We start from the raw sequence: 22,941 nt of genomic DNA, 5'->3' as shown, positions 1-22,941 counted from the left end.
TCCTCCGAGCGGGTGGACGCGGCGCTCGGCTCGGACGGCCTGTTCTCCCGCCTGGTCGGCCTGGTCCTGCGCAGCCAGCTGCCGACCTGGTTCCAGCCGTACGCGGAGATGGAGTCCAAGGCGGCGTACATCTCCACGTACCAGGCGCAGCTGGTGTACGGGCTGTTGCAGACGGAGGAGTACGCGCGGGCGGTGCTGGCGACGGGCTCGCCGGACGACTTGGAGGGCCTGGTAGCCGCCCGGATGGAACGCCAGCGCATTCTGGAGCGGTTGCAGCCGCCGCTGGTCTGGATCGTCCTGGACGAGGCGGTGCTGCACCGTCCGATCGGCGGTGCGGGAGTGATGCGGCGGCAACTGGAGCGGTTGTTGGAATTCAACCGGAACCGCTGGATGCGCATCCAGGTGCTGCCGTACTCCGCCGGCGAACACCCCTGGCTCGCGGGGGCGTTCAACGTCCTGCGCTTCCCTGATCACCCGGACATCTTCTACACCGAGGACATGATGTCCGGTCACATGACGGCTGACCCGGAGACCATCAGGGAAGCCAGCCTCCACTACGCTCACTTGCAGGCAGCCGCCCTGTCCGTGAGCGATTCGGCGGCGCTGATCGCCCGTGTGATGGAGGAACGCTATGAAGACCGAAGCCAGCGCGACACAGTGGCGTAAGTCCAGCTACAGCGGACCGAATGGCGGCGACTGCGTCGAATGCACTGTGGGCGGCGGCGCCACGTGGCGTGCGTCTTCGTTCAGCGGCAGCACCGGCGGCGAATGCGTCGAGGTTTCCGACAACTGCCCCACCGGTTTCGTTCCCGTGCGCGACAGCAAGAACCCCTCCGGTCCCGTCGTCACCGTAGGGGCCGGGGCCTGGCGGGCGTTCATCGACGGTCTGCGGTAGTCATCTCCCACATCAAGATTTCCGCTTCCGTCACGCCCTCCGCCTCCAGACCCTCCGCCCCGGTGACGCGCGCCGCGTCGCCGGGGCGCAGTTCCGTCCCGGCGAGCCGTACCGTGCCGCGTACGACGTGGACGTACACGTACGCCCCGTCCGGCAGCGCCGTCCGCTCCCCCGCCGCCGGCCGCCGTACGTGCAGCAGCGCGCCGGCTTCGGGAAGGGCGTACGGCGTGGAGTCGGCGATGCCCCGGACGATCTCGTAGGACGGTTCGCCGCCGGGGTCGAGGGGGGCCAGCCACATCTGGACGAAGACCAGCGGCACGGGGCCGTCGTTGCGCTCGACGTGCCGCACGCCGGCCGCCGCGCTGAGCCGCTGCACGTCCCCCGCGCGCACCCGCGTCTCGCGCCCCGTGCTGTCACGGTGGGTCAGCTCGCCCTCGGCCACCCACGTCACGATCTCCGTGTGGCGGTGCGGGTGTTCACCGAAACCGGCGCCGGGCGCGAGCCGCTCCTCGTTGCAGGCGATCAGCGCGCCGAAGCGCAGGTTGTCCGGGTCGTAGTGCGGGCCGAAGGAGAAGGCGTGCCACGACTCGATCCCGGCCGCCGGGTCGCCTCCCGGGTAGCGCGCGTCGGCGCGGCGTACGTCCATCACGCCGTCCACCGTAGACCCAGCGGCACGGGCCTCCCTCCCGATAAGGCAGTCTTGTCCCGTGCCCGAACCCGAAGCCAGCAGGCCCCCCGCCTCCGCCGCACGTCCCGCCCACCCGCACGCCGCGACCCTGAAGCGGCTGGAGCAGTCGTCCGGATCGCTCGCCGCGCAGGCGATCACGCGGATGGACGAGACACTGCCGTGGTACCGGGCCATGCCGCCGGAGAACCGGTCCTGGATCGGCCTGGTGGCCCAGGCGGGCATCGCCGCGTTCACCGAGTGGTTCCGGCGGCCGGACACCCCGCAGGCGATCTCCACCGACGTCTTCGGGACCGCCCCGCGCGAACTGACCCGGGCGATCACACTGCGGCAGACCGTGGAGATGGTGCGGACCACGATCGAGGTCATGGAGTCCGCGATCGACGAGGTGGCCGCGCCCGGCGACGAGTCGGTGCTGCGGGAGGCGCTGCTGGTCTACGCCCGCGAGATCGCCTTCGCCACCGCCCAGGTCTACGCGCAGGCCGCCGAGGCGCGCGGCGCCTGGGACGCCCGCCTGGAGTCGCTGGTGGTGAACGCCGTCCTCAGCGGGGAGGCCGACGAGGGCGCCGTCTCGCGGGCCGCCGCGCTGGGCTGGAACTCCCCGGAGCACGTGTGCGTGGTGCTCGGGACCGCGCCGGACGGCGACTCGGAGCTGACCGTGGACGCGATCCGGCGGGCCGCCCGGCACGCCAAGCTCCAGGTGCTGACCGGGGTCCTCGGCGCCCGGCTCGTGGTGATCGCGGGCGGCAGCGACAACCCGCTGGCGGTCGCCCGGTCGCTGATCGGGCCGTTCGCGCAGGGACCCGTCGTCGCCGGTCCCGTCGTGCCCGACCTGCTCGCGGCGACCCGCTCCGCGCAGGCCGCCGCCGCCGGACTGAAAGCGGGCGCCGCCTGGCCGGACGCCCCCCGCCCGGTCCTCGCGGACGATCTGCTTCCGGAACGCGCGATGGCCGGTGACCCCTCTGCCCGGACCCAGTTGGTGGAGGAGATCTACAGACCGCTCGAAGAGGCCGGCGCGGCGCTCCTGGAGACACTCAGCGTCTATCTCGAACAGGCGAGCAGTCTCGAAGGAGCCGCCCGGATGCTCTTCGTCCACCCCAACACCGTGCGCTACCGGCTCCGACGTGTGACTGATGTCACCGGCTGGTCTCCCTCGGATGTACGATCCGCCTTCACGCTGCGCATCGCGCTGATCCTGGGACGTCTGGCCGATGGAGATCCACAAGCCTAGTCTTTTGTAGGAGCCCTACAAATCCCCCCTACGTTCTTCGTCCCTGTCCTCACGGGCGGCCACGCCCGTCCCCAAGAGAGAGTGTGAGAGTGCTCGTACTCGTCGCTCCCGGCCAGGGCGCTCAGACGCCCGGCTTCCTGACTGACTGGCTCCAGCTCCCCGGCGCCGCCGACCGCGTCGCCGCGTGGTCGGACACCATCGGCCTCGACCTCGCCCACTACGGCACCGAGGCCGACGCCGACGCGATCCGTGACACGGCCGTCGCCCAGCCGCTGCTGGTCGCCGCCGGACTGCTGTCCGCCGCGGCCCTCGGCACCGAGGTGACGCCGGGCGCGGTCGCCGGGCACAGCGTCGGCGAGATCACCGCCGCCGCCTTCGCGGGCGTCCTGGACGACACCGCCGCGCTGACCCTCGTACGGAAGCGGGGCCTGGCGATGGCCGAGGCCGCCGCCGTCACCGAGACCGGGATGTCGGCGCTGCTCGGCGGCGACCCCGAGGTGAGCGTCGCGCACCTGGAGAAGCTCGGCCTGACCCCGGCCAACGTCAACGGCGCCGGGCAGATCGTCGCCGCCGGCACCATGGCGCAGCTCGCCGCGCTCGCCGAGGACAAGCCGGAGGGCGTCCGCAAGGTCGTCCCGCTGAAGGTCGCCGGCGCCTTCCACACGCACCACATGGCCCCCGCCGTCGACACGCTCGCCGAGGCCGCCAAGAAGCTCTCCCCCGCCGACCCGAGGCTCACCTACGTCTCCAACAAGGACGGGCAGGCCGTCGTGTCGGGCGCCGAGGTGCTCGACCGGCTGGTCGGCCAGGTCGCCAACCCGGTCCGCTGGGACCTGTGCATGGAGACCTTCAAGGAGCTGGGCGTCACCGCCCTGATCGAGGTCTGCCCCGGCGGCACGCTCACCGGGCTGGCCAAGCGCGCGCTGCCCGGCGTGAAGACGCTGGCCCTCAAGTCCCCCGCCGACCTCGACGCCGCCCGCGAACTCATCGCGGAACACGGTGCGTGAGAAGGAGCCCGAGAGCATGTCGAAGATCAAGCCGAGCAAGGGAGCCCCGTACGCGCGCATCCTCGGTGTCGGCGGCTACCGCCCGACCCGGGTGGTGCCCAACGAGGTGATCCTGGAGAAGATCGACTCCTCCGACGAGTGGATCCGCTCCCGCTCCGGCATCGAGACCCGGCACTGGGCCTCGCCGGAGGAGACCGTCGCCGCGATGTCGGTGGAGGCGTCCGGCAAGGCCATCGCGGACGCGGGCATCGACGCCCAGCAGATCGGCGCCGTCGTGGTGTCGACCGTGTCGCACTTCGCCCAGACCCCGGCCATCGCCACCGCCATCGCCGACCAGCTCGGCACGGACAAGGCCGCCGCCTTCGACATCTCGGCGGGCTGCGCGGGCTTCGGCTACGGTCTGACCCTGGCCAAGGGCATGATCGTCGAGGGCTCGGCGGAGTACGTACTCGTGATCGGCGTGGAGCGGCTCAGCGACCTCACCGACCTGGAGGACCGGGCCACCGCGTTCCTCTTCGGCGACGGCGCGGGCGCGGTCGTCGTCGGTCCCTCCAAGGAGCCGGCGATCGGCCCGACCGTCTGGGGCTCGGAGGGCGACAAGTCCGAGACGATCAAGCAGACCGTGTCCTGGGACCGGTTCGCCGCCGAGGGCCACACGAAGTTTCCTGCGATCACGCAGGAGGGCCAGGCGGTGTTCCGCTGGGCCGTGTTCGAGATGGCGAAGGTCGCCCAGCAGGCGCTGGACGCGGCCGGGATCACCTCGGACGATCTCGACGTCTTCATCCCGCACCAGGCCAACGTGCGGATCATCGACTCGATGGTGAAGACGCTGAAGCTGCCGGAGCACGTCACGGTCGCCCGTGACATCCGCACCACCGGCAACACCTCGGCCGCCTCGATCCCGCTCGCGATGGAGCGGCTCCTGGCGACCGGCGAGGCGAAGAGCGGCGACACCGCGCTCGTCATCGGCTTCGGGGCGGGTCTCGTCTACGCCGCGACGGTCGTTACCCTCCCTTAGGCACTCCGTGCCGGATCATGCGGTCCGGGACGGGTCACCCGCCACACCCCATACGGAACACAACGAAGGAGCGCCATCATGGCCGCCACTCAGGAAGAGATCGTCGCCGGTCTCGCGGAGATCGTGAACGAGATCGCCGGCATTCCGGTTGAGGACGTCCAGACGGACAAGTCCTTCACCGACGACCTGGACGTCGACTCGCTGTCCATGGTCGAGGTCGTCGTCGCCGCCGAGGAGCGCTTCGACGTGAAGATCCCCGACGACGACGTCAAGAACCTCAAGACCGTCGGCGACGCGACCGAGTACATCCTCAAGCACCAGAGCTGATCCGCCGATCACCGCTCTGGGGTGACTGCCCCGCCACCCGGCGGTGGCGCCGTTCGATTCCTTCGTACTTGGAGAAAGAATTCCCGTGAGCTCGACCAATCGCACCGTGGTCGTCACCGGTATCGGCGCAACCACACCGCTGGGTGGCGACGCGGCCTCTACCTGGGAGGGCCTCGTCGCCGGCAAGTCCGGTGCCAAGCCCCTCACGCAGGAGTGGGCCGCCGACCAGGCGGTCCGCATCGCGGCCCCCGCGGCCGTGGAACCGACCGAGGTCATCCCCCGGCCCCAGGCCCGCCGTCTGGACCGCTCGGCGCAGTTCGCGCTGATCGCGGCCCAGGAAGCGTGGAAGGACGCCGGTTTCGAGGCCAAGGCCGGCGAGGGCGCGCCCGTCGACCCCGACCGGCTCGGCACGGTCATCGCCTCCGGCATCGGCGGCGTGACCACGCTCCTCGACCAGTACGACGTGCTGAAGGAGAAGGGCGTCCGCCGGGTCTCCCCGCACACCGTGCCCATGCTCATGCCGAACGGCCCGTCCGCCAACGTCGGCCTCGCCGTCGGCGCCCGCGCGGGCGTCCACACCCCGGTCTCCGCCTGCGCGTCCGGCGCGGAGGCGATCGGCTACGCCATCGAGATGATCCGCACCGGCCGGGCGGACGTCGTCGTCGCGGGCGGCACGGAGGCGGCGATCCACCCGCTGCCCATCGCCGCGTTCGGCAACATGATGGCGATGTCCAAGAACAACGACGACCCGCAGGGCGCGTCCCGCCCCTTCGACACGGGCCGCGACGGCTTCGTGCTCGGTGAGGGCGCGGGCGTCATCGTCCTGGAGTCCGCCGAGCACGCCGCCGCGCGCGGCGCCCGCGTCTACGCGGAGGCGGTCGGGCAGGGCATCTCCGCCGACAGCCACGACATCGTGCAGCCGGAGCCGGAGGGGCGGGGCATCTCCGCCGCCCTCCAGCACCTGCTGGAGCGCACCGACCTGGACCCGGCGGAGATCGTGCACGTCAACGCGCACGCGACGTCGACGCCGGCCGGGGACATCGCGGAGCTGAAGGCGCTGCGGAAGGTGTTCGGGGACGACGCGGACCACATGGCGGTGTCCGCGACGAAGTCGATGACGGGGCATCTGCTGGGTGGCGCCGGTGGTGTCGAGACCGTCGCGACCGTGCTGGCGCTGTACCACCGGGTGGCTCCGCCGACGATCAACGTGACCGAGCTGGACCCGGAGGCCGCGGCCAACGCGGACATCGTGACCGGGGAGGCGCGGAAGCTGCCCGTGGACGGGCGGATCGCCGCGCTGAACGACTCGTTCGGGTTCGGTGGGCACAACGTGGTGCTGGCGTTCCGGACCGTGTGACGCCGTTCGCTTCGACGGCCCGTCCCCCGGGTGGGGGCGGGCCGTTCGCCGTTCTCGGGTGCGGGTCCAGTGGGGCTGGCCGCGTCCGTGCGCGGCGGAGCCGCACAGCGGGACAGCCGCGCGCCCCCAGGGCACGCCCAGCGGGTCAGACGACCTGGTGGAGCCATCTCACGGGGGCGCCCTCGCCGGCGTAGCGGAAGGGTTCGAGTTCGTCGTCCCAGGGCTTGCCGAGGAGGTGGGCCAGATCGGATTCGAGGTCGGTCTCGCCGCGCTGGGAGCGGGTCAGGGCGGCGCGCAGGCGGTCCTCGGGGATGAGGATGTCGCCGTGGATGCCGGTGACCGCGTGGAAGATGCCGAGGTCGGGGGTGCAGCTGTAGCGCTCGCCCTCGTGGGAGGCGCCGGGCTCGGCCGTGACCTCGAAGCGCAGCAGCTGCCAGCCGCGCAGGGCGGAGGCGAGCTGGGAGGCGATGCCGGGCTGGCCCTGCCAGGAGAACTCCGAGCGCCAGGTGCCGGGCGCGGCGGGCTGGCGGATCCAGTCCAGGCTGACGCGCGTGCCGAGTACGCCCGCGACGGCCCACTCGACGTGGGGGCAGAGCGCGCGCGGAGCGGAGTGCACGTACAGAACTCCACGTGTCGTCACCGGAACCTCCGGGCAGAGCGGGACATCTCGGGCGGGGCGGAACGGCAGCGGCCCGGTGGGCCGTGTTGAGGGCGAGGCTACCGTGCGGGGGCGTGCGGAGTGTGACGTACCGTCGGTCCCGGCAGCGGGAAACCCTCACCATTCACCCGGCAGGACGCTTGTACGGGTCCGGGACGTTGCTTCGCGGCGCGCCGGGAACCCTGGCGCGGTGTCATGGGTTGGGAAGCGTAGGGACGGTCCGGGAGCAGCCGGGAGAAGGGGACGCGGGATGGGACAGCGGACGAGCCGGGGGCGGCGCCGGCCGTGGGCCGCGTCCGTCGCCCTGGCCGCCGTGACCGCCCTCGGGGCGGGCGCGTGCGGGGGCGGCGGTCCGGCGGAGTCCAAGGCGTCACCGTCCCCGACGCGGACGCCGCTGTGGGACACCAGTCCCGCGTCGGTGGCGGCGGTCGGCGACTCCATCACCCGCGGTTTCGACGCCTGTACGGTGCTGTCGGACTGCCCGGAGGTCTCGTGGGCGACCGGCGACAGCGCGGAGGTCGACAGCCTCGCCGTACGGCTGCTGGGGCGGAAGGCGGCGGCCGGGCGGAGCTGGAACCACGCGGTGACCGGGGCGCGGATGGCGGACCTGCCCGCGCAGATGGCCCGCGCGGCGGGGCACCGCCCCGAGCTGGTGACGGTGATGGTGGGCGCCAACGACGCCTGCCGGTCGAGCACGGCCGCGATGACGCCGGTGGCGGAGTTCCGGGAGCGGTTCGAGGCGGCGCTGCGCACGCTGCGGGCGACGGCGCCCCGGGCGCAGGTGTACGTGTCGAGCATCCCGGACCTGAAGCGGCTCTGGTCGCAGGGGCGGACCAGCGCGCTGGGCAAGCAGGTGTGGAAGCTGGGCATCTGCCCCACCATGCTGGGGGACGCGGACGCGCTGGACGAGGCGGCCACCGAGCGCCGCGCCACCGTCGAGCAGCGGGTGCGGGACTACAACGAGGTGCTGGCGGACGTCTGCGCCGAGGACCGCAGGTGCCGCACCGACGGCGGGGCGGTGTACGCGTACCGGTTCGGGACCGGGCAGCTGAGCCACTGGGACTGGTTCCACCCGAGCGTGGACGGGCAGGCGCGGCTCGCGGCGATCGCCTACCGGGCGGTGACCGAGAAGACACCCTGACCTGCGTACGTGTCCTAGAGTTCCGCACATGAACGAACTCTTCGGAACACTTTCCGACAGCACCCCGGTCCGCCGCTGGACCCTGGAGCGGGCCGGCACGCGGGTACGGGTCCTGTCGTACGGCGGGATCGTGCAGTCCGTCGAGGTCCCCGACCGGGACGGGCGGAGCGCCGACGTGGTGCTGGGGTTCGCGGACCTGGACGGGTACCTGACGCACCCCGGGCCGTACTTCGGCGCCCTGGTCGGGCGGTACGCCAACCGGATCGCGGGCGGGCGGTTCACGCTGGACGGCGAGACGTACACGCTGGCCCGCAACAACTGGCCGAACGCGCTGCACGGCGGTGAGCGCGGCTTCGACAAGTACGTGTGGGACGCGGCGCCGGTGGAGCACGGGGTGCGGCTGCGCCGGGTCAGCCCGCACGGCGAGGAGGGCTTCCCGGGCCGCCTGGAGGTGACGGCGACGTACACGCTGGACGCGTCCGGCGCGCTGCGGATCGCGTACGAGGCGGTCACCGACGCGCCGACGGTGGTGAACCTGACCAACCACAGCTACTTCCACCTCGGCGGGCGGGGCGCCGGGCACGCGGGCGGCCACGAGCTGCGGATCGCCGCGTCGCGGATCACCCCGGTGGACGACGACCTGATCCCGACGGGCGAGCCGGCGGACGTGACGGGGACCCGCTTCGACTTCCGCACGGCACGCAAGACCGGGTCCGGGTACGACCACAACTTCGTGCTGGACAAGGGGGTCACGGCGGCGGCCGAGGAGGTCGCGGAGCTGTACGACCCGGCGTCCGGGCGGGTGCTGACCGTGGCGACCACCGAGCCCGGACTCCAGCTCTACACCGCCGACCACCTGGAGGAGCCGTTCGCGCCCGGGGACGGGATCGCGCTGGAGACCCAGCACTTCCCCGACTCGCCGAACCGGCCCGCCTTCCCGAGCACCGTGCTCCAGCCGGGGCAGGTGTACCGCTCGGAGACGGTGTACGGGTTCTCCGTGCGGTGATCCGCGGGCCCCTTCGTGCGGTGCTCCGCGGGTTCTCTCGTGATCCGGTGGGCGCAGGTGAGCCCCGGCCCGGTCGTCAGGTCCGGGCCGGGGCTGGTCTCAGACGGTAATCGGCGCGGTGATGCGGCGGTCGGTGATCGAGCGGCCGGCCTGGAGTTCGTACGAACCCTTCACAAACGACCAGGCGCCCGCCGCCTCGTCCCAGACCTCGAAGGCGCGGCGCGGGAGGGTGACGGTGACCTCGGCGCGCTCGCCGGGGGCGGCCTCGACGCCGGCGAACCCGGCGAGCCAGCGGGCGGGGCGGGCCGGGTCGGGGGCGGCGGGGGCGAGGTAGAGCTGGACGACCTCGCGGCCGTGCCGGTCGCCGGTGTTGCGCAGGCGGACCTTGACGGTCGTACCGGTGACCTGGAGGGACTCGTAGGTCCAGTCGGTGTAGCCGAGGCCGTGCCCGAAGGGGTAGGCGGGGGTGCGGCCCGCGCGCTCCCAGGCGCGGTAGCCGATGAAGACGCCCTCGGTGTAGTGCAGTTCGCCGTCCTCGGGGACGACCTGGGTGACGGGGGCGTCGGCGAGGGCGCCCCAGGTGGTGGGGAGCCGGCCGCCGGGCTCGTGGGCGCCGGTCAGGACGTCGGCGAGGGCGGCGCCGCCCTCCTGGCCGGGGAACCAGGTCAGCAGCACGGCGGCGACCTCGTCGCGCCAGGGCAGTTCGACCGGGGAGCCGGCGTTGACGACCACGACGGTGTTCGGGTTGGCGGCGGCGACGGCGCGGACCAGGTCGTCCTGGCGGCCGGGCAGGCGCAGGTCGGTGCGGTCGAAGCCCTCGGACTCGACGCGTTCGGTGGTGGCGACGACGACCACGGCGGTGTCGGCGGCACCGGCGGCGCGGGCGGCCTCGGCGATCAGTTCGTCGGGGTCGCGGACGGGTTCGGCGTGGCAGAGGGCGAAGGTGACGACCTTCAGCGGCATGTCGTCGGGGAGGGCGACGGTGTGGCGCAGGCTCACCTCGACCGGCCGGCCGGCGGTCAGCTCGACCTCGGCGCGGGGTTCGGGGGCTCCGAAGAAGGACAGGAACGGGTCGTCCTTGACGGGGCGCTGCACGTCGTCGAAGTACGTGGTGCCGTCGACGGTGAGGGTGAAGGCGCCGAGGCCCTTGATGCCGAAGGTGTGGGTGCCGCTCTCGCGCGGGGTGAAGGTGCCGGTGAGGTCGACGGTGTGCAGGGTGTCGTGGGTGACGCCGTCGGGGAGGTCGTCGCCCATCCACTGGACGTGGCCGCTGGGGGCGTCGGCGGTGCCGAGGGTCCGCCCGTCCGCGTCGCGGCAGACGGCGCGCAGGGTGAAGCCCCGGCCGGCGACGGCGAGTTCGGTGTTCGGGTCGGCGCCGACGGTGTAGGTGAGGGTGCCCTCGGGGAGGGCGGCGGTGAGGCCGTCGAGCGGGGAGACGACGTGGTCGGGGAAGACGGTGGCGGAGCCGCCGCCGAGGACCCGGGCGTCGCGGGCGGCGGCGCCGGTGAGGGCGACGGTGCCGGCCTTGAGCGGGAGCGCCCCGTTCTCGTTGCGGACCAGGACGAAGGAGCGGCGGGCGATCTCGCGGGCCAGGGCGGCGCCGTCCACGGGGGCCGGGAGGCAGGGGACGGCCGGCGGGGCGCCCCGGAGGGCGCCGACCCGGGCGGCGAGCCGCAGGACGTTGCGTACGGCCGCGTCGACCGTGGCCTCCGCGACCCGGCCGTCGCGCACGGCGCGGGCCAGGGCCTCCCCGTACACGGAGCGCGGGCCGGGCATGGCCGCGTCGAGGCCGCCCTCGATGGCGCCGGTGGTGGAGCGGGCGGCGGTCCAGTCGGAGACGTTGAAGCCGTCGAAGCCCCACTCGCCGCGCGCGATCTCGTTGACCAGGTGGTGGTGCTCGGTCATCCGCACGCCGTTGACCGTGTTGTAGGCGGTCATGATGCCCCAGGGGCGGGCCTCGGCGACGATCGCCTCGAAGGGGGCGAGGTACAGCTCGCGCAGGACGCGGTCGGAGACGACGTTGTTCACGGTGAAGCGGTCGGTCTCGGCGTCGTTGGCGGCGAAGTGCTTCACCGTGGTGGCGACGCCGCCGGACTGGACGCCGGTCACATAGCCCGCGCCGATCCGCCCGGTGAGGTACGGGTCCTCGCTGTACGCCTCGAAGTGGCGTCCGCCGAGCGGGGAGCGGTGCAGGTTGACCGTGGGGGCGAGGAGGACGTGGACGCCCTTGCGGCGGGCCTCCTGGGCGAGCAGCACCCCGGCGCGGCGGGCCAGCTCCGGGTCCCAGGCGGCGGCCAGCGCGGTCGGCGAGGGCAGGGCGACGGAGGGGTCGGCGGCGGTCCAGCGGGTGCCGCGGACACCGATCGGGCCGTCGGACATCACCAGGGAGTCCAGGCCGATCTCCGGCAGCGCGGGCAGCGTCCACATGTCCCGGCCGCCCAGCAGCCGCGCCTTGGCGTCCAGGTCGAGCCCGCCGAGGGCCGCCTCGACGGCCGCCTCGGTCTCCGCCTCCGCCCGTGCCTCGCCGTGCGCCTCTGTACCGGTCGCCGCTGTCTCCGTCACCGCGTGCCTCCTCGCCGAGCCGTTCCGGATGCCTTTCATCCTGCCCCCGCTCCCTGGTGATCGGTAGGTTCCGTTATTCGTACGTTACTTTCAGATTGTCCGCATGTCGTACGGTGACGCCATGACCAGCAGGGCCAGGGGCCGGGGAACCGAACGGCGCGCGGAGATCGTGCGGGCCGCCCTGGAGGTGATCGCGGAACGGGGGTACCGGGGCGCGAGCCTGGCCGCCGTCGCCGAGCGGGTCGGGCTCACCCAGCAAGGGCTGATGCACCACTTCCCCACCAAGGAGGCGCTGCTGGTCGCGGTCCTGGAGGAACGGGACCGCTGGGACGCGCTGCCGGCCGGGCGGCTCCGCCTCGACCTGCTGGCCTCGCTCGTCGAGTACAACGCGATGCGGCCCGGCGTCATCCAGACCTTCTCCGCGCTGCTCGGCGAGAGCGTCACGGAGGGGCACCCGGCGCGCGGCTTCTTCACCGAACGGTACGGGCGGGTCCGGGAGTCGATGGCGGAGGTGCTGCGCGCCGAGTACGGCGAGCGGCTGCCGGGCGGACTGACACCGGAGCGGGCGGCGCCGCTGGTGGTGGCGATGCTGGACGGGTTGCAGTACCAGTGGCTGCTGGACCCGGGGTCGGTGGACATGGCGGAGGCGTTCCGGGACTTCCTGGCGCTGCTGGGCGGGGCACCGGACGGCTCCCCCGGCGGCTCCTGAGGCGGGCGCCGTAGCGCGGGCCACTTCCGTCACGTGATACTGCCGACCATGACCGGCATAGGCGTACGGATCAGTGGACTCGCCCTGGCTGCGGTGTCGGGGCTCTCGGTGACGGGGCTCTCGGTGACGGGGGTGGCGCAGGCGGCGCCGGGGGTGGCTCCGGGAGCCACGGCCCCTTCGGCTCCGGCCTCGGCGGCCACGGTGGAGGAACAGCGGCTGGACAGGGCGGTCCCGCAGGAGATCCTGCGGCGCTCCGGATTCGACGCGGTGGCCCCGGCGTTCGCCCGCGCGCTGGAGCGGGCCGGCTCCTACGAGGAGGCCCGGCGGGTGGCCGTACGGCAGGGGTCGGCGCTGTGGCGGCGGGCGGTGGACCGGGCCCAGGGGCGCGGCCCGGTCGCCGGGGACCTGCCGGTGGACGACGACCGGCCGCTGTACTGGGCGCGGTTGGGGATGACACGGGAGGTGCGGGGCCTGCAGCCCGGCTTCTCGCTGACGGAGCGTCAGCGCGACCGGCTGCTGGAGGCGCTGGAACGGACCACGCGAGGGCAGTCCGACATCCGGCTCCCGGGCGCCGAGGGTGGGCTGAAGCGGGTCCTGGTCACCGGCTTCGACCCGTTCACCCTGGACCGGGACATCCGCATCTCCAACCCCTCCGGGGCGTCCGCGCTGGCACTGGACGGCACGGTGATCGAGACGGCGGCCGGCCCGGCCCGGGTGGAGACGGCCGTCTTCCCGGTCCGCTGGGACGACTTCGCGGCCGGCGAGGTGGAGCGGACGCTGCGGCCGCACCTGCCGAAGGCCGACCTGTTCATGACGGTGAGCCAGGGCCGGGTGGGCCGGTTCGACGTGGAGCGGACCAACGGGGCGTGGCGGGGCGGCTTCGCGGACAACGCGAACGTCTCGCGCACCGGCCTCGCCCCGGTCTCCGACCCGGCCACCCAGCCCCAGTGGACGACGACCACACTGCCGTACCGGGAGATCGTGGCGGCGGACACGGGCCGGTTCCCGGTCTACGACAACACCAGCGTGACCGAGATCCCGGCGGGCGGCACCGGGCCGGTCGTACGCCCCGACGGGCCCACACCGGGTTCGGCGGCACGGGCCGGGGGCGGCGGGGACTACCTCTCCAACGAGATCGCCTACCGCGCGACGCTCCTCCGCGACCGCCTGGGCCTCCGCGACCGCCTCCCCGGCGGCCACGTCCACACCCCGGTACTCCAGTTCGCCCCGGACGACACCACGGAGGTCACGGACCCGGAGTTCGAGACGAACCGGCGGGACATCGTGGGGCAGGTGCGGGGGATCGTGGGGGTGGCGGTGGGGGCGGTGCGGTAGGGCCGGATCGAGTACTGGCCCACCACGCGCCCCTGACTTTCTGTAGGCTCACCGATCCGTTCGGTGATGTGGATGCCGGCCGTGGACGGGGCCGGGACGGGGGATCTCATGGGCGTCACGCTGCCGGGCTACCTGGACGAAGCCCTTGATCTGATCGGTGTCAGCTGGCCGAACGTCGACGAGGACGACTACCGCGAGATGGCGCAGGCCATGCGGGAGTTCGCGGACGACGTGGACGACGGGGCCGCCGACGCCCATGCCGCCATCGCGGACCTGACCGGCGCCAACGAGGGACTCGCGGTCCAGGCCCTGGAGAAGCACTGGAGCAAGGTCAAGGACACCCACCTCGCCAACCTCGCCGAGGCGGGCCGGCTCGCGGCGACCGCGCTGGACGGGGTGGCCGTACTGATCGAGGGCGCCAAACTGGCCGCCATCGCCCAGCTGGGCATCCTGGCCGCCGAGATCGCGGCGGCCGTCGCCGCGTCACCGGTCACCCTCGGACTGTCGGCCCTCGGTGGCCTGGCCGCGACCCAGGCCACCCGCATCGCGGTCAAGCGCATCTTCCAGGAGGTGTGCGAGGAGGTCGCCTCCCGGGTGATCGAGACCGCGATGGGCCCGGTGTACCAGGCTCTCGGTTCCATGGCCGGCGATCTCGTGGTCCAGGTGGGCGGCCATGCCCTCGGTGTGCGGAACGGGGTCGACCCCGGGCAGACCGCGCAGGCGGGCCGCCAGGGTCTGAGCGAGGGCGTCGACAGCGCGAAGGCCGGGGTCGACGGGGCGATGAAGCTGGCCGGCGCGAACGGGGGCGGAAGCTCGCCCGCAGGCGCGGGCGGAGGCCGGTTCAGCATGGACCCCGACGCCTACGACCGGGCCGGTACCCGACTGGCGGGCGCCGGCGGCAAGATCCGGGACCGGGCCGGCGGGAAACTGTCCCGCGCCAGGTCGACGCAGGGCCGGACCAAGGGCCGGGACGCGATCGCCGACGCGGCCAACGCGATGCTGGACCAGGTCATCGACGGCATCGAGACGGGCGTCAAGAGGTCCGCCAGGCACCTCGACGACAGCATGACCGGCGGCCTGAAGAGGATGGCCACCAACCACCGCGAGAACGACGACCGGATCGCGGACGGCCTGAAGGGCCTCAGCAGACGGGACGGCGGGAGCGACACGGGTCCGAGGGCGGGCGCGGGGAGCGGTGACGGACGGGGAACAGCCTCGGGTACGACGCCCGGCCGCGGCCGTGAGCAGGTCCGGAACCCGCGGGAGGCGGGCCGCCCACGGGAGTCGGTCTGTCCCGGCGGTGAGCCGGTGGACATGGCGACCGGGCGGATGTTCATCGAGCAGATGGACGTCTCGCTGCCGGGCTCACTGCCGCTGTTGTTCAAGCGCTCCTTCGAGTCCGGGTACCGGGCCGGACGCTGGATGGGGCCGCGCTGGGTGTGCGCCTTCGACGAACGGCTGGAGATCGACGCCGAGGGCGTGGTCTACCTCAGCGCGGACCGGTTCACCCAGGCGTACCCGCATCCGGCCCCCGGTGAGGCGACGCGGGCGTCGGCCGGGGTGCGGCAGGAACTGGCGATCGACGCTCCGTCGGGTGACTACCTCCTGACCGACCCGGCCACCGGCCTGGTCCGGGAGTTCACCCGCCGCCCGGACGGCGCGACGGCTCTGCTCACCCGTATCCGCGACCGGTCCGGACACCACGTCGACTTCGCCTACGACGCCGACGGCGCACCACGGAGCATGACCCACTCCGGCGGCTACCGGGTCCTGGTCACGGTCGAGGGGGACCGGATCACCGCGCTCCGCCTGGCCGAGGCGGGCGAGGACGGGCAGGACGTGCCCTTGGTGGAGTACGGCTACGCCGACGGCCACCTGCACACGGTGTACAACTCCTCCGGCCTGCCCTTGCGCTTCGACAACGACGCGTACGGCCGCGTCCTGTCCTGGACCGACCGCAACGGCACCCAGTACCGGTACGCCTACGACGAGTCGGACCGGGTCGTCGAGGAGGGCGGCGCGGACGGTTCGCTGCGCTTCCGGTTCACGTACGGGGCTCCCGACCCGGTCACCGGGGTCCGAGTGCACACGGAGACCAACGCACTGGGACACTCCACCCGGTACGAGGTCAACGAGCACGCCCAGATCGTCTCCGAGACCGACCCCCTGGGCAACACCACGCGCTTCGAGCGGGACGAGTACGACCGCCTCGTCTCCCAGACCGATCCGCTGGGCCGTACGACTCGCCTCGCCTACGACGACGCGGGCGAACTCGTCTCCGTGGTCCGGCCGGACGGCGAACAGTCCACGGCCCTCTACTTCGGCGACGCGCACCGGCCCACCCGGATCGTCCGGCCCGGCGACCGGACCTGGCACCAGACCTTCGACGAAGCCGGGCGCCGCACCTCCGTCACCGACCCGACCGGGGCCACGACCCGCTACGGCTATGACGCGTCCGGCCACCTCGCCTCGGTCACCGACGCCCTGGGCCACACCACGCTCGTGCGGTGCGACGCGGCCGGCATGCCGATCGAGGTCACCGACCCGGCCGGCGCCACGAGCCGCTACGACCGGGACGCCTTCGGCCGGGTCATCGCCGTCACCGACCAACTGGGCGGCGTCACCCGGCTGACCTGGATCGTCGAGGGACGACTGACGTCGTACACGTCCCCGGACGGTGCCGTCCGGACCTGGAGTCACGACGCCGAGGGCAACCTCCTCACGCACACCGACCGGGCGGGCCGGGTCACCGCGTTCGAGTACACGCCCTTCGAGACGGTCGCCGCCCGTACCGACCCCGACGGCACCCGTCTCACCTTCGGCTACGACGCGCACATGCAGCTCGTGTCCGTCACCAACGCCGTCGGCCAGTCCTGGCAGTACCGCTACGACGCCGCCGGACGCCTGGTGTCGGAGACCGACTTCCACGGCCGGACCGTCGGCTACGAACTCGACGCCGCCGGCGACGTGGTGACCCGGACCGCCCCGACCGGGCAGCGTGTCCGGTACGGCTACGACATCCTCGGCCGCCTGGTGGAGAAGGACTGCGACGGCGCGGTCACCACCTACGCCTACGACCCGGCGGGACACCTGATCCGGGCCACCGGTCCGGACGCCGACCTGCGCCGTACCGTCGATCCCCTCGGCCGCCTGCTCACCGAGACCGTGAACGGCCGCACCCTCACCCACACCCTGGACGCCGTGGGCCGCCGCGCCGGCCGCCTCACCCCCGGCGGTCACCACAGCGCCTGGACCTACGACCGGGCGGGCCGCCGCGCCTCCCTCATCACCACGGGCGGCCGGCTCGACTTCGCCCACGACGCCGCCGGGCACGAGTGCGAACGCGTTTTGGACGGCCGCCTCACCCTGCACAGCACCTGGGACACCGAGCACCGCCTGACCGGGCAGATCCTCCGCTCCGACCGGACGGTGCTGCAGAGCCGCGCCTTCACCTACCGCGTCGACGGAGCCCTGACCGGCGTCGACGACCAGCTCAACGGGGCGCGCACCTTCCAACTCGACACCGCGGGGCGTGTCACCGGCGTGCGGGCCGCCACCTGGAGCGAGAGGTACGCCTACGACCCGGCCGGCAATCTCACCGAGGCGCACTGGCCCGCCACCGGCCCCGGCGAAGCGGCGGTCGGCGCTCGCACCTACACCGGTACCGAGCTGGAGAGCGCCGGCCGCGTCCCCTACGCGTACGACGCCGCCGGCCGCACGACGCTCCGCCGGCTCACCCGGCTCTCGCGGAAGCCCGCGACGTGGCACTACACCTGGGACGCCGAGAACCGTCTCACCCACGTCACCACGCCCGACGGCATCCGCTGGGTCTACCGCTACGACCCCTTCGGCCGCCGCATCGCCAAGCACCGCCTGGCCGACGACGGCGTCACGGTCGTGGAGCGGACCGAGTTCACCTGGGACGGGTCGACCCTCGCCGAGCAGACCACGCACGCACCCGGGCTGCCCGGCCCGTACACCATGAGCTGGGACCACAAGGGCCGGCATCCGCTGGCCCAGACCGAGACGATCACCACCCCGGCAACCGCCGACACCCCGCAGGACCGGATCGACCGCCGGTTCTTCGCGATCGTCACCGACCTCATCGGTTCACCGACCGAACTCGTCGACACCGCCACCGGAGCCATCGCCTGGCGGACCGTACCCACGCTGTGGGGCGACACCACCTGGCCGTCCGACAGCACCACGACGACGCCGCTGCGCTTCCCCGGCCAGTACTTCGACCCCGAGACCGGCCTGCACTACAACCTGAACCGCTACTACGATCCCGCCACCGCCCGCTACACGACTCCGGACCCGCTCGGCCTGAGCCCGTCACCCAATCCGGACGCCTACGTCCACAATCCGCTGACGTGGTGCGACCCGTTGGGGTTGATGCCGGACGACGGCGCGGATCTGAGAAAAGAGTTGATGGACCTGGGCAAGGCCCGCGTCCAGCATGTCATCGCGGGCCTGGGAGAGGACGAGGGGGCCCCGGGGGCCTATTCCGTGGGCAAGGATCGAACCACCGGTAAGGTCTACTACGGCGAGAGCGGCCCGGAGACTGGCCACCACCAGGCAGTGATCGACGCGTTGCCGGAAGAGTCGCTGCAGAAGTTCGGTCGTCCGCCAGGGGTGTGCTGAACCGCGTATGTTCACCGAGGCTCTCCATGACGGCGCGGATCCCAAGAACATCGATCTGGTGACCGTCAATCCCAAGGGCAAGAAATTCAAGATGTGCGACAACTGCGCGGCATGGGTCCCCGGTTTCGGAGGAGAGGTACTGACAGGATGAACGACACCCCTGATTCACGGGCGATCCGGCAAGTCCGCGACGCAGTGGCGGAACTGGGCGAACTCGAAGTGCACCCTCTGGATCTGGAGGACGCCTGTCGGCGGTATGCCGAGGACGGGTACGAGGTCACGGACCGGCTGCGGGAGTTCCTCACCGCGTACGGTGAGCTCACGGTGAGTTGGATGTGGCGCGGGCGGAAGGACGATCTCACGACCTCGGTCGAGAGGACGCTGGAGTCCGCGCACGCCACACCGAGGGCGTTGGGCATCCATGCCAAGCGCCTCGGCTTCCCCGTCACCTTGGTGGGCACGGTGTCTCACACCGAGGAGTCGGTGCTCCTCGCCGGCGACGGTGACATCTTCTTCTTCGGGGACGCCGGGTTCCAGCGGGTGGCCAACGGGTTCGAGAACGCCGTGCGGGCCGTGCTCACCGGTGACTGGGACAAGACGTTCTTCTGGGAGCTGTGACCGGCCGGGTCCGTCAGGACGTGGCGTTCGTGTCGGCCGGGGCCGGGGCCTCGTCGCCGTCCTTCGTCTCCTCGCCCAGGAGTTCGCGGGCGAGGAGCGTCGCGCCGGCGACCGCGCCCGGCATCAGGAAGACCGCGACGACCGGGACCAGGAAGGCGAGGCCCAGCGGGGTGCCGAAGCCCCAGACCAGGGTCTTGCGGGAGCGGAGCAGGGCGAGGCGCTCGCGCATCTGCACGCCGCGCCGCTGGAGGGCGACGGAGGTCAGCTCCTCGGTGAGGAAGAAGCCGGTGACGAAGAAGCCGACCACGGGGACGACGGTCTGTCCGACGACCGGGATGAAGCCCAGCGCGAAGAGGAGGACGCCCCAGACCGCGGCGCGGACCAGGAGGCGGAGGCTGTCGCGGGCGGAGATCCACAGCTCGCGCAGGAGCGGCAGGCCGGATTCGGGGGCGCTGCCGTCCGGGGAGACGTCGCGGTCGACGCGCTCGGAGAGGCTCTCGTAGAAGGGCTGGCCGACCAGCAGGGTCACCGCGGTGAAGGTGAGGACGGCCAGCAGCAGGGCGAGGGCGAAGAGGACGGCGGTGAGGAAGCCGCGGAAGAGGCCCGCCCACGGGCTGGACCAGTCGTCGGCGAACGGGGTGGCCCAGCCGACGAAGTCCGCCCCCCACAGGGCGAGGGCGACCAGGGCCCCGACGTACAGGACCAGGGTGATCAGGCCCGGCAGCAGGCCGAAGCCGTAGCTCTTGCCGTGCCGGGCCACCCAGCGCTGGCCCTTCAGGAGATGACCGAATCCCGCCCCAAGATCACGCATGGGGGAACTGTAGCGGGCGGTCCGGCGGCCGGGGAGCGGTGCTACGCGAGCGTGACCGTGATGTTGCCGCGGGTCGCCTTGGAGTACGGGCAGACTTGGTGGGCCTTCTCCAGGAGGTCGCGGGCGGTGGCGTCGTCCACGGCCGGGAGGGCGGCGGAGATCTCGACGATCAGGCCGAAGCCCTCGTCGTTCTTGCCTATGCCGACCTTGGCGGTGACGGTGGAGCCGGAGATGTCGACGCCCTCCTGACGGGCGACGACACCGAGGGCGCCCTGGAAGCAGGCGCTGTAACCGGCGGCGAAGAGCTGCTCCGGGTTGGTGCCGGCGCCGCTGCCGCCCATCTCCTTGGGCGGGTTGACGACCACGTCGAGCTTGCCGTCGTCGGTGCGGACGCGGCCGTCGCGGCCGTTCTCCGCGGTGGCGACGGCGGTGTACTGGACGTCGGACTGCTGGATCGGCATGCGGGTGCCTTTCTCCGGGCCGTGAGGGGCTTCCCTCGGCTTGACTTTCATCGGCCGGAAGAAAGTTACCGCATGCCGAAACTGCTGGGAAGGTGTGCCCGCTGTCAGAGCGTGACGATCATCTTCCCGGTGTTGTCGCCGCGCAGGACGCCGAGGAATGCCTCCAGGTTGTTCTCGATGCCCTCGACGAAGGTCTCGCGGTACTTGAGGCGGCCCTCGCGGACCCAGGGGCCGACCTCCTCGACGAACTGGGGCTGGAGGTCGTAGTGGTCGCCGACGAGGAAGCCCTCGATGCGGCCGCGGGTCTGGATGAGGCGGGCGAGGTTCTTCGGACCGGGGGCGGGCTCGGTGTTGTTGTAGACGGAGATCATGCCGCAGACGGCGATCCGGCCGTCCCGGTTGAGGGAGCCGATCGCGGCCTCCAGGTGGTCGCCGCCGACGTTGTCGAAGTAGACGTCGACGCCGTCCGGGGCGGCGGCGCGGAGCTGGCGGCTGACGTCGCCGTCCTTGTAGTTGAAGGCGGCGTCGAAGCCGTACTCCTCCGTGAGCAGCTTGACCTTCTCGTCCGAGCCCGCGGAGCCGATGACCCGGGAGGCGCCCTTCAGCTTGGCGATCTGGCCGACCTGGCCGCCGACGGCGCCCGCGGCACCGGAGACGAAGACGGCGTCGCCCTCCTTGAAGGAGGCGGTGCGCAGCAGACCGGCGTAGGCGGTGAGGCCGGGCATGCCGAGCACGCCGAGGTACGTCGACAGGGGGGCGACCCCGGGGTCGACCTTGACGGCCTGCTTCGCGTCCACGACGGCGTACTCGCGCCAGCCGAGCCAGTGCAGGACGTGGTCGCCGACGGCGATGCCCTCGGCGTTCGAGGCGACGACCTCGCCGACGGCGCCGCCCTGCATGGGCTGGTTCAGCTCGTAGGGGGCGACGTAGGACTTGGCGGCGCTCATGCGGCCGCGCATGTACGGGTCGACGGAGAGGTACTGGTTGCGGACCAGCACCTGGCCCTCGCCGGGCGTCGGGAGGTCCGTCTCGACCAGCGCGAAGTCCTCCTCCTTCGGCCAGCCGACGGGGCGGCTCAGCAGGTGCCACTCGCGGTTGACGGAGGGGAGGGCGGGGGACTCGGTCATGGAGGTGCCTTTCGAGGGGTCGGTCGGCTCGGGCGGCCGAAATGTTTCAGTACCTGAAACAACTGTGCTACTGAGAATTTCAGGTTGTCAAACACTGGGTACCCTGGACGTATGGCCGCCTCACACCCCGCCCACCGACCGGACGCGTTGACCGTGGAAGTCGTCGAGCTGATCGGCGAGGCGGTGGCCCGCTACCACGCGGAGTACGAGGAGGCGGCGGCCGAGCACGCGCTGACCGGGGCCCAGGCCCGCCTGCTGCGGCTGCTCTCCCTTGAGCCGCTGCCGATGCGCCGGCTGGCCCGCAAGCTGCGCTGCGAGCCGTCGAACGTCACGGGGATCGTGGACCGCCTGGAGGCGCGGGGCCTGGTCGAGCGCCGCCCCGACCCCGGCGACCGGCGCGTGAAGGTCGCCGCGGCGACGGAGGAGGGCCTGCGGGTGGCCCGCAGCCTGCGCGAGTCCCTGCACTTCGCGCGGGCGCCGCTGGCGGGCTTGTCGGTGGAGGAGCGGCGGGTGCTGCGGGATTCCTTGCGGAGGATGCTGGGGGCGGGCGGGGACGAGGACTGATCGCCGTTCGGGTCCGGCCGGCGGGCGGACCGGTCACGTCGTCGCGCAGCGCCCCGCCTCGCCGAGGGCCTCGGGGGTGACGGTCGCCAGTTCGGCCAGGAAGTCCTCGTGCGAACGCAGGGACAGGGTCCAGCGGAGCACGGAGCGGCCCTCGGGGGAGGCACCGTGGGCCTTGGCCGCCGCGGCCAGGGCGGATGCTCGCGGGGCCGGTTCGGTGAGGGTGCGAGCCACCTCGGTGGTCTGGCGGACAGCTGCCGGCGCAGCTCGGCCAGGAAGGGCCGGGAGACGTCGCCCACGATGATGTTGTGGTCGCCGGTGATGACCGTGGTGGGGTCGCCGGTGATGACCATGGTGGGGTCGCCGTCGACGTCGACCACGCGTCTGCCGAGGGCCGACTCGCGCTTGGGCGCGGGCCGTTCGGCCGGTTCGCGCGGGCCCCACGGCCACTTCACGCGTCCTCGTTCTCGTCTCCGGTGACGGCCTGGCCGATGCCGCCCGCCGCGGAGACGCCCCGCTCCCCCGGTACGGCGGCGGGGCCGGCCGGCGGGGCCGCCGCCGGGGCGGCGGGAGCGGGGCCGAGGCGGTTGCGGTCGCCGGTGACGGCACGGCCGACGGCGCCGCCGGACTGGACCGACCGGGCTCCGGCGGCCGGGGCGCCGGAGCGGGACAGGGCGATCACGGACACCAGCAGGGCGAGCAGCCCGACCACCGCGCCGGCCACGCTCGCCGCCTGTCCGGCGGTGTCCAGGCCGACGAGGACCGCGACCGGCACCAGGGCGGCCGTA

Annotated in this window: 22 protein-coding genes and 1 pseudogene; 15 read left to right on the top strand and 8 right to left on the bottom strand. The window is 72.7% G+C overall.

What is annotated here, in order from left to right; translation table 11 throughout:
* Window positions 1-3 precede the first annotated feature (3 nt).
* Window positions 4-666: pseudogene (locus tag Sdagh_RS30755) on the top strand (DUF5753 domain-containing protein); the annotation flags it as partial.
* Window positions 632-895 carry a DUF397 domain-containing protein gene (locus tag Sdagh_RS30750; protein ID WP_189413063.1) on the top strand — a complete coding sequence of 88 codons (264 nt, stop codon included), beginning with the start codon at window positions 632-634 and terminating at the stop codon, window positions 893-895. The pseudogene Sdagh_RS30755 and the gene Sdagh_RS30750, both read left to right, overlap by 35 nt.
* On the opposite strand, the gene Sdagh_RS30745 is transcribed toward Sdagh_RS30750, so the two are convergent.
* Complete coding sequence (locus Sdagh_RS30745; RefSeq protein WP_190077657.1) at window positions 876-1,541, bottom strand: pirin family protein; 666 nt, start codon at window positions 1,539-1,541, stop codon at window positions 876-878. The two genes, Sdagh_RS30750 and Sdagh_RS30745, sit on opposite strands and share 20 nt — an antisense overlap.
* Window positions 1,542-1,602: 61 nt before the next feature.
* Between Sdagh_RS30745 and fasR the strand changes: the two genes are divergently transcribed.
* The 5 genes from fasR (at window position 1,603) to Sdagh_RS30720 (ending at window position 6,520) form a co-directional block, all read left to right on the top strand.
* Window positions 1,603-2,811: a fatty acid biosynthesis transcriptional regulator FasR gene (gene fasR, locus Sdagh_RS30740; protein ID WP_189413061.1), complete on the top strand. Its 1,209-nt coding sequence runs from the start codon at window positions 1,603-1,605 to the stop codon at window positions 2,809-2,811.
* Between the two features lie 89 nt (window positions 2,812-2,900).
* Window positions 2,901-3,818 (top strand): ACP S-malonyltransferase, encoded by a 918-nt coding sequence (locus Sdagh_RS30735; protein ID WP_189413060.1) that lies wholly within the window; start codon window positions 2,901-2,903, stop codon window positions 3,816-3,818.
* Between the two features lie 16 nt (window positions 3,819-3,834).
* Entirely contained in the window at window positions 3,835-4,836 is a 1,002-nt protein-coding gene (locus Sdagh_RS30730) for a ketoacyl-ACP synthase III (RefSeq protein WP_189413058.1), read from the top strand.
* A gap of 78 nt (window positions 4,837-4,914) precedes the next feature.
* Window positions 4,915-5,163: an acyl carrier protein gene (locus tag Sdagh_RS30725; RefSeq protein ID WP_019326292.1), complete on the top strand. Its 249-nt coding sequence runs from the start codon at window positions 4,915-4,917 to the stop codon at window positions 5,161-5,163.
* An 85-nt stretch (window positions 5,164-5,248) separates the two neighbouring features.
* Complete coding sequence (locus Sdagh_RS30720; RefSeq protein ID WP_190077625.1) at window positions 5,249-6,520, top strand: beta-ketoacyl-[acyl-carrier-protein] synthase family protein; 1,272 nt, start codon at window positions 5,249-5,251, stop codon at window positions 6,518-6,520.
* A 145-nt stretch (window positions 6,521-6,665) separates the two neighbouring features.
* Here Sdagh_RS30720 and Sdagh_RS30715 read toward each other — a convergent pair whose 3' ends face one another.
* Window positions 6,666-7,160 (bottom strand): DUF3145 domain-containing protein, encoded by a 495-nt coding sequence (locus Sdagh_RS30715; protein WP_189413054.1) that lies wholly within the window; start codon window positions 7,158-7,160, stop codon window positions 6,666-6,668.
* Window positions 7,161-7,428: 268 nt separating this feature from the next.
* Here Sdagh_RS30715 and Sdagh_RS30710 point away from each other — a divergent pair, with 268 nt between their 5' ends.
* Both Sdagh_RS30710 and Sdagh_RS30705 read left to right on the top strand, forming a co-directional pair.
* Complete coding sequence (locus Sdagh_RS30710) at window positions 7,429-8,319, top strand: SGNH/GDSL hydrolase family protein (protein ID WP_190007971.1); 891 nt, start codon at window positions 7,429-7,431, stop codon at window positions 8,317-8,319.
* A 28-nt stretch (window positions 8,320-8,347) separates the two neighbouring features.
* The gene (locus Sdagh_RS30705) at window positions 8,348-9,325 is read left to right on the top strand and encodes an aldose epimerase family protein (RefSeq protein WP_189413050.1); all 978 of its coding nucleotides are present in this window, start codon (window positions 8,348-8,350) and stop codon (window positions 9,323-9,325) included.
* A 99-nt stretch (window positions 9,326-9,424) separates the two neighbouring features.
* Here the strand turns inward: Sdagh_RS30705 and Sdagh_RS30700 are convergent, their stop codons facing one another.
* Entirely contained in the window at window positions 9,425-11,926 is a 2,502-nt protein-coding gene (locus tag Sdagh_RS30700) for a beta-glucosidase (RefSeq protein ID WP_190077624.1), read from the bottom strand.
* Between the two features lie 64 nt (window positions 11,927-11,990).
* Between Sdagh_RS30700 and Sdagh_RS30695 the strand changes: the two genes are divergently transcribed.
* The 5 genes from Sdagh_RS30695 to Sdagh_RS30675 all read left to right on the top strand — a co-directional run bounded on the left by Sdagh_RS30695 (window position 11,991) and on the right by Sdagh_RS30675 (window position 19,193).
* Window positions 11,991-12,596: a TetR/AcrR family transcriptional regulator gene (locus tag Sdagh_RS30695; protein WP_189413046.1), complete on the top strand. Its 606-nt coding sequence runs from the start codon at window positions 11,991-11,993 to the stop codon at window positions 12,594-12,596.
* Window positions 12,597-12,644: 48 nt separating this feature from the next.
* Window positions 12,645-13,931: a pyroglutamyl-peptidase I gene (locus tag Sdagh_RS30690; RefSeq protein WP_189413045.1), complete on the top strand. Its 1,287-nt coding sequence runs from the start codon at window positions 12,645-12,647 to the stop codon at window positions 13,929-13,931.
* A 72-nt stretch (window positions 13,932-14,003) separates the two neighbouring features.
* On the top strand, window positions 14,004-18,575 hold the full coding sequence (locus Sdagh_RS30685) for an RHS repeat-associated core domain-containing protein (RefSeq protein WP_190077623.1): 4,572 nt from the start codon (window positions 14,004-14,006) through the stop codon (window positions 18,573-18,575).
* 7 nt (window positions 18,576-18,582) lie between these two features.
* Window positions 18,583-18,726, top strand: coding sequence for a hypothetical protein (locus tag Sdagh_RS30680; RefSeq protein WP_190077622.1), 144 nt, complete (start codon window positions 18,583-18,585; stop codon window positions 18,724-18,726).
* On the top strand, window positions 18,723-19,193 hold the full coding sequence (locus Sdagh_RS30675) for an SUKH-3 domain-containing protein (protein WP_190007963.1): 471 nt from the start codon (window positions 18,723-18,725) through the stop codon (window positions 19,191-19,193). Before Sdagh_RS30680 ends, Sdagh_RS30675 begins: the two co-directional genes overlap by 4 nt.
* A 13-nt stretch (window positions 19,194-19,206) precedes the next feature.
* Here Sdagh_RS30675 and Sdagh_RS30670 read toward each other — a convergent pair whose 3' ends face one another.
* From Sdagh_RS30670 to Sdagh_RS30660, 3 genes are all read right to left on the bottom strand, one after another.
* Window positions 19,207-20,004, bottom strand: coding sequence for an EI24 domain-containing protein (locus Sdagh_RS30670; protein WP_190007961.1), 798 nt, complete (start codon window positions 20,002-20,004; stop codon window positions 19,207-19,209).
* A 41-nt stretch (window positions 20,005-20,045) separates the two neighbouring features.
* Window positions 20,046-20,465: an organic hydroperoxide resistance protein gene (locus tag Sdagh_RS30665; protein ID WP_190007959.1), complete on the bottom strand. Its 420-nt coding sequence runs from the start codon at window positions 20,463-20,465 to the stop codon at window positions 20,046-20,048.
* A gap of 104 nt (window positions 20,466-20,569) precedes the next feature.
* Entirely contained in the window at window positions 20,570-21,592 is a 1,023-nt protein-coding gene (locus Sdagh_RS30660) for an NADP-dependent oxidoreductase (RefSeq protein WP_190007957.1), read from the bottom strand.
* A gap of 111 nt (window positions 21,593-21,703) precedes the next feature.
* On the opposite strand from Sdagh_RS30660, the gene Sdagh_RS30655 reads away from it, so the two are divergent.
* Entirely contained in the window at window positions 21,704-22,156 is a 453-nt protein-coding gene (locus Sdagh_RS30655; protein ID WP_189413032.1) for a MarR family winged helix-turn-helix transcriptional regulator, read from the top strand.
* 33 nt (window positions 22,157-22,189) lie between these two features.
* On the opposite strand, the gene Sdagh_RS30650 is transcribed toward Sdagh_RS30655, so the two are convergent.
* Both Sdagh_RS30650 and Sdagh_RS30645 read right to left on the bottom strand, forming a co-directional pair.
* Window positions 22,190-22,387: a hypothetical protein gene (locus tag Sdagh_RS30650; protein WP_190077621.1), complete on the bottom strand. Its 198-nt coding sequence runs from the start codon at window positions 22,385-22,387 to the stop codon at window positions 22,190-22,192.
* Window positions 22,388-22,604: 217 nt separating this feature from the next.
* Window positions 22,605-22,928 carry a hypothetical protein gene (locus Sdagh_RS30645; RefSeq protein ID WP_226535973.1) on the bottom strand — a complete coding sequence of 108 codons (324 nt, stop codon included), beginning with the start codon at window positions 22,926-22,928 and terminating at the stop codon, window positions 22,605-22,607.
* Window positions 22,929-22,941 lie beyond the last annotated feature (13 nt).

Origin of the sequence: Streptomyces daghestanicus (assembly GCF_020521275.1) — a bacterium.
Classification (GTDB): domain Bacteria; phylum Actinomycetota; class Actinomycetes; order Streptomycetales; family Streptomycetaceae; genus Streptomyces; species Streptomyces griseoviridis.
Note: the sequence above shows the minus strand (reverse complement) of the source record. Positions and strands in the feature narration are given on the sequence as shown.

What these genes read in the sequence shown, in the direction of transcription:
- Sdagh_RS30665 (WP_190007959.1), bottom strand. Translation starts at nt 20,465, where the DNA reads ATGCCGATCCAGCAGTCCGACGTCCAGTACACCGCCGTCGCCACCGCG.
- Sdagh_RS30680 (WP_190077622.1), top strand. Translation starts at nt 18,583, where the DNA reads ATGTTCACCGAGGCTCTCCATGACGGCGCGGATCCCAAGAACATCGAT.
- Sdagh_RS30675 (WP_190007963.1), top strand. Translation starts at nt 18,723, where the DNA reads ATGAACGACACCCCTGATTCACGGGCGATCCGGCAAGTCCGCGACGCA.
- Sdagh_RS30655 (WP_189413032.1), top strand. Translation starts at nt 21,704, where the DNA reads ATGGCCGCCTCACACCCCGCCCACCGACCGGACGCGTTGACCGTGGAA.
- Sdagh_RS30685 (WP_190077623.1), top strand. Translation starts at nt 14,004, where the DNA reads ATGCCGGCCGTGGACGGGGCCGGGACGGGGGATCTCATGGGCGTCACG.
- Sdagh_RS30700 (WP_190077624.1), bottom strand. Translation starts at nt 11,926, where the DNA reads ATGAAAGGCATCCGGAACGGCTCGGCGAGGAGGCACGCGGTGACGGAG.
- Sdagh_RS30710 (WP_190007971.1), top strand. Translation starts at nt 7,429, where the DNA reads ATGGGACAGCGGACGAGCCGGGGGCGGCGCCGGCCGTGGGCCGCGTCC.
- Sdagh_RS30690 (WP_189413045.1), top strand. Translation starts at nt 12,645, where the DNA reads ATGACCGGCATAGGCGTACGGATCAGTGGACTCGCCCTGGCTGCGGTG.
- Sdagh_RS30745 (WP_190077657.1), bottom strand. Translation starts at nt 1,541, where the DNA reads ATGGACGTACGCCGCGCCGACGCGCGCTACCCGGGAGGCGACCCGGCG.
- Sdagh_RS30750 (WP_189413063.1), top strand. Translation starts at nt 632, where the DNA reads ATGAAGACCGAAGCCAGCGCGACACAGTGGCGTAAGTCCAGCTACAGC.
- Sdagh_RS30695 (WP_189413046.1), top strand. Translation starts at nt 11,991, where the DNA reads ATGTCGTACGGTGACGCCATGACCAGCAGGGCCAGGGGCCGGGGAACC.
- Sdagh_RS30670 (WP_190007961.1), bottom strand. Translation starts at nt 20,004, where the DNA reads ATGCGTGATCTTGGGGCGGGATTCGGTCATCTCCTGAAGGGCCAGCGC.
- Sdagh_RS30730 (WP_189413058.1), top strand. Translation starts at nt 3,835, where the DNA reads ATGTCGAAGATCAAGCCGAGCAAGGGAGCCCCGTACGCGCGCATCCTC.
- Sdagh_RS30660 (WP_190007957.1), bottom strand. Translation starts at nt 21,592, where the DNA reads ATGACCGAGTCCCCCGCCCTCCCCTCCGTCAACCGCGAGTGGCACCTG.
- Sdagh_RS30705 (WP_189413050.1), top strand. Translation starts at nt 8,348, where the DNA reads ATGAACGAACTCTTCGGAACACTTTCCGACAGCACCCCGGTCCGCCGC.
- Sdagh_RS30725 (WP_019326292.1), top strand. Translation starts at nt 4,915, where the DNA reads ATGGCCGCCACTCAGGAAGAGATCGTCGCCGGTCTCGCGGAGATCGTG.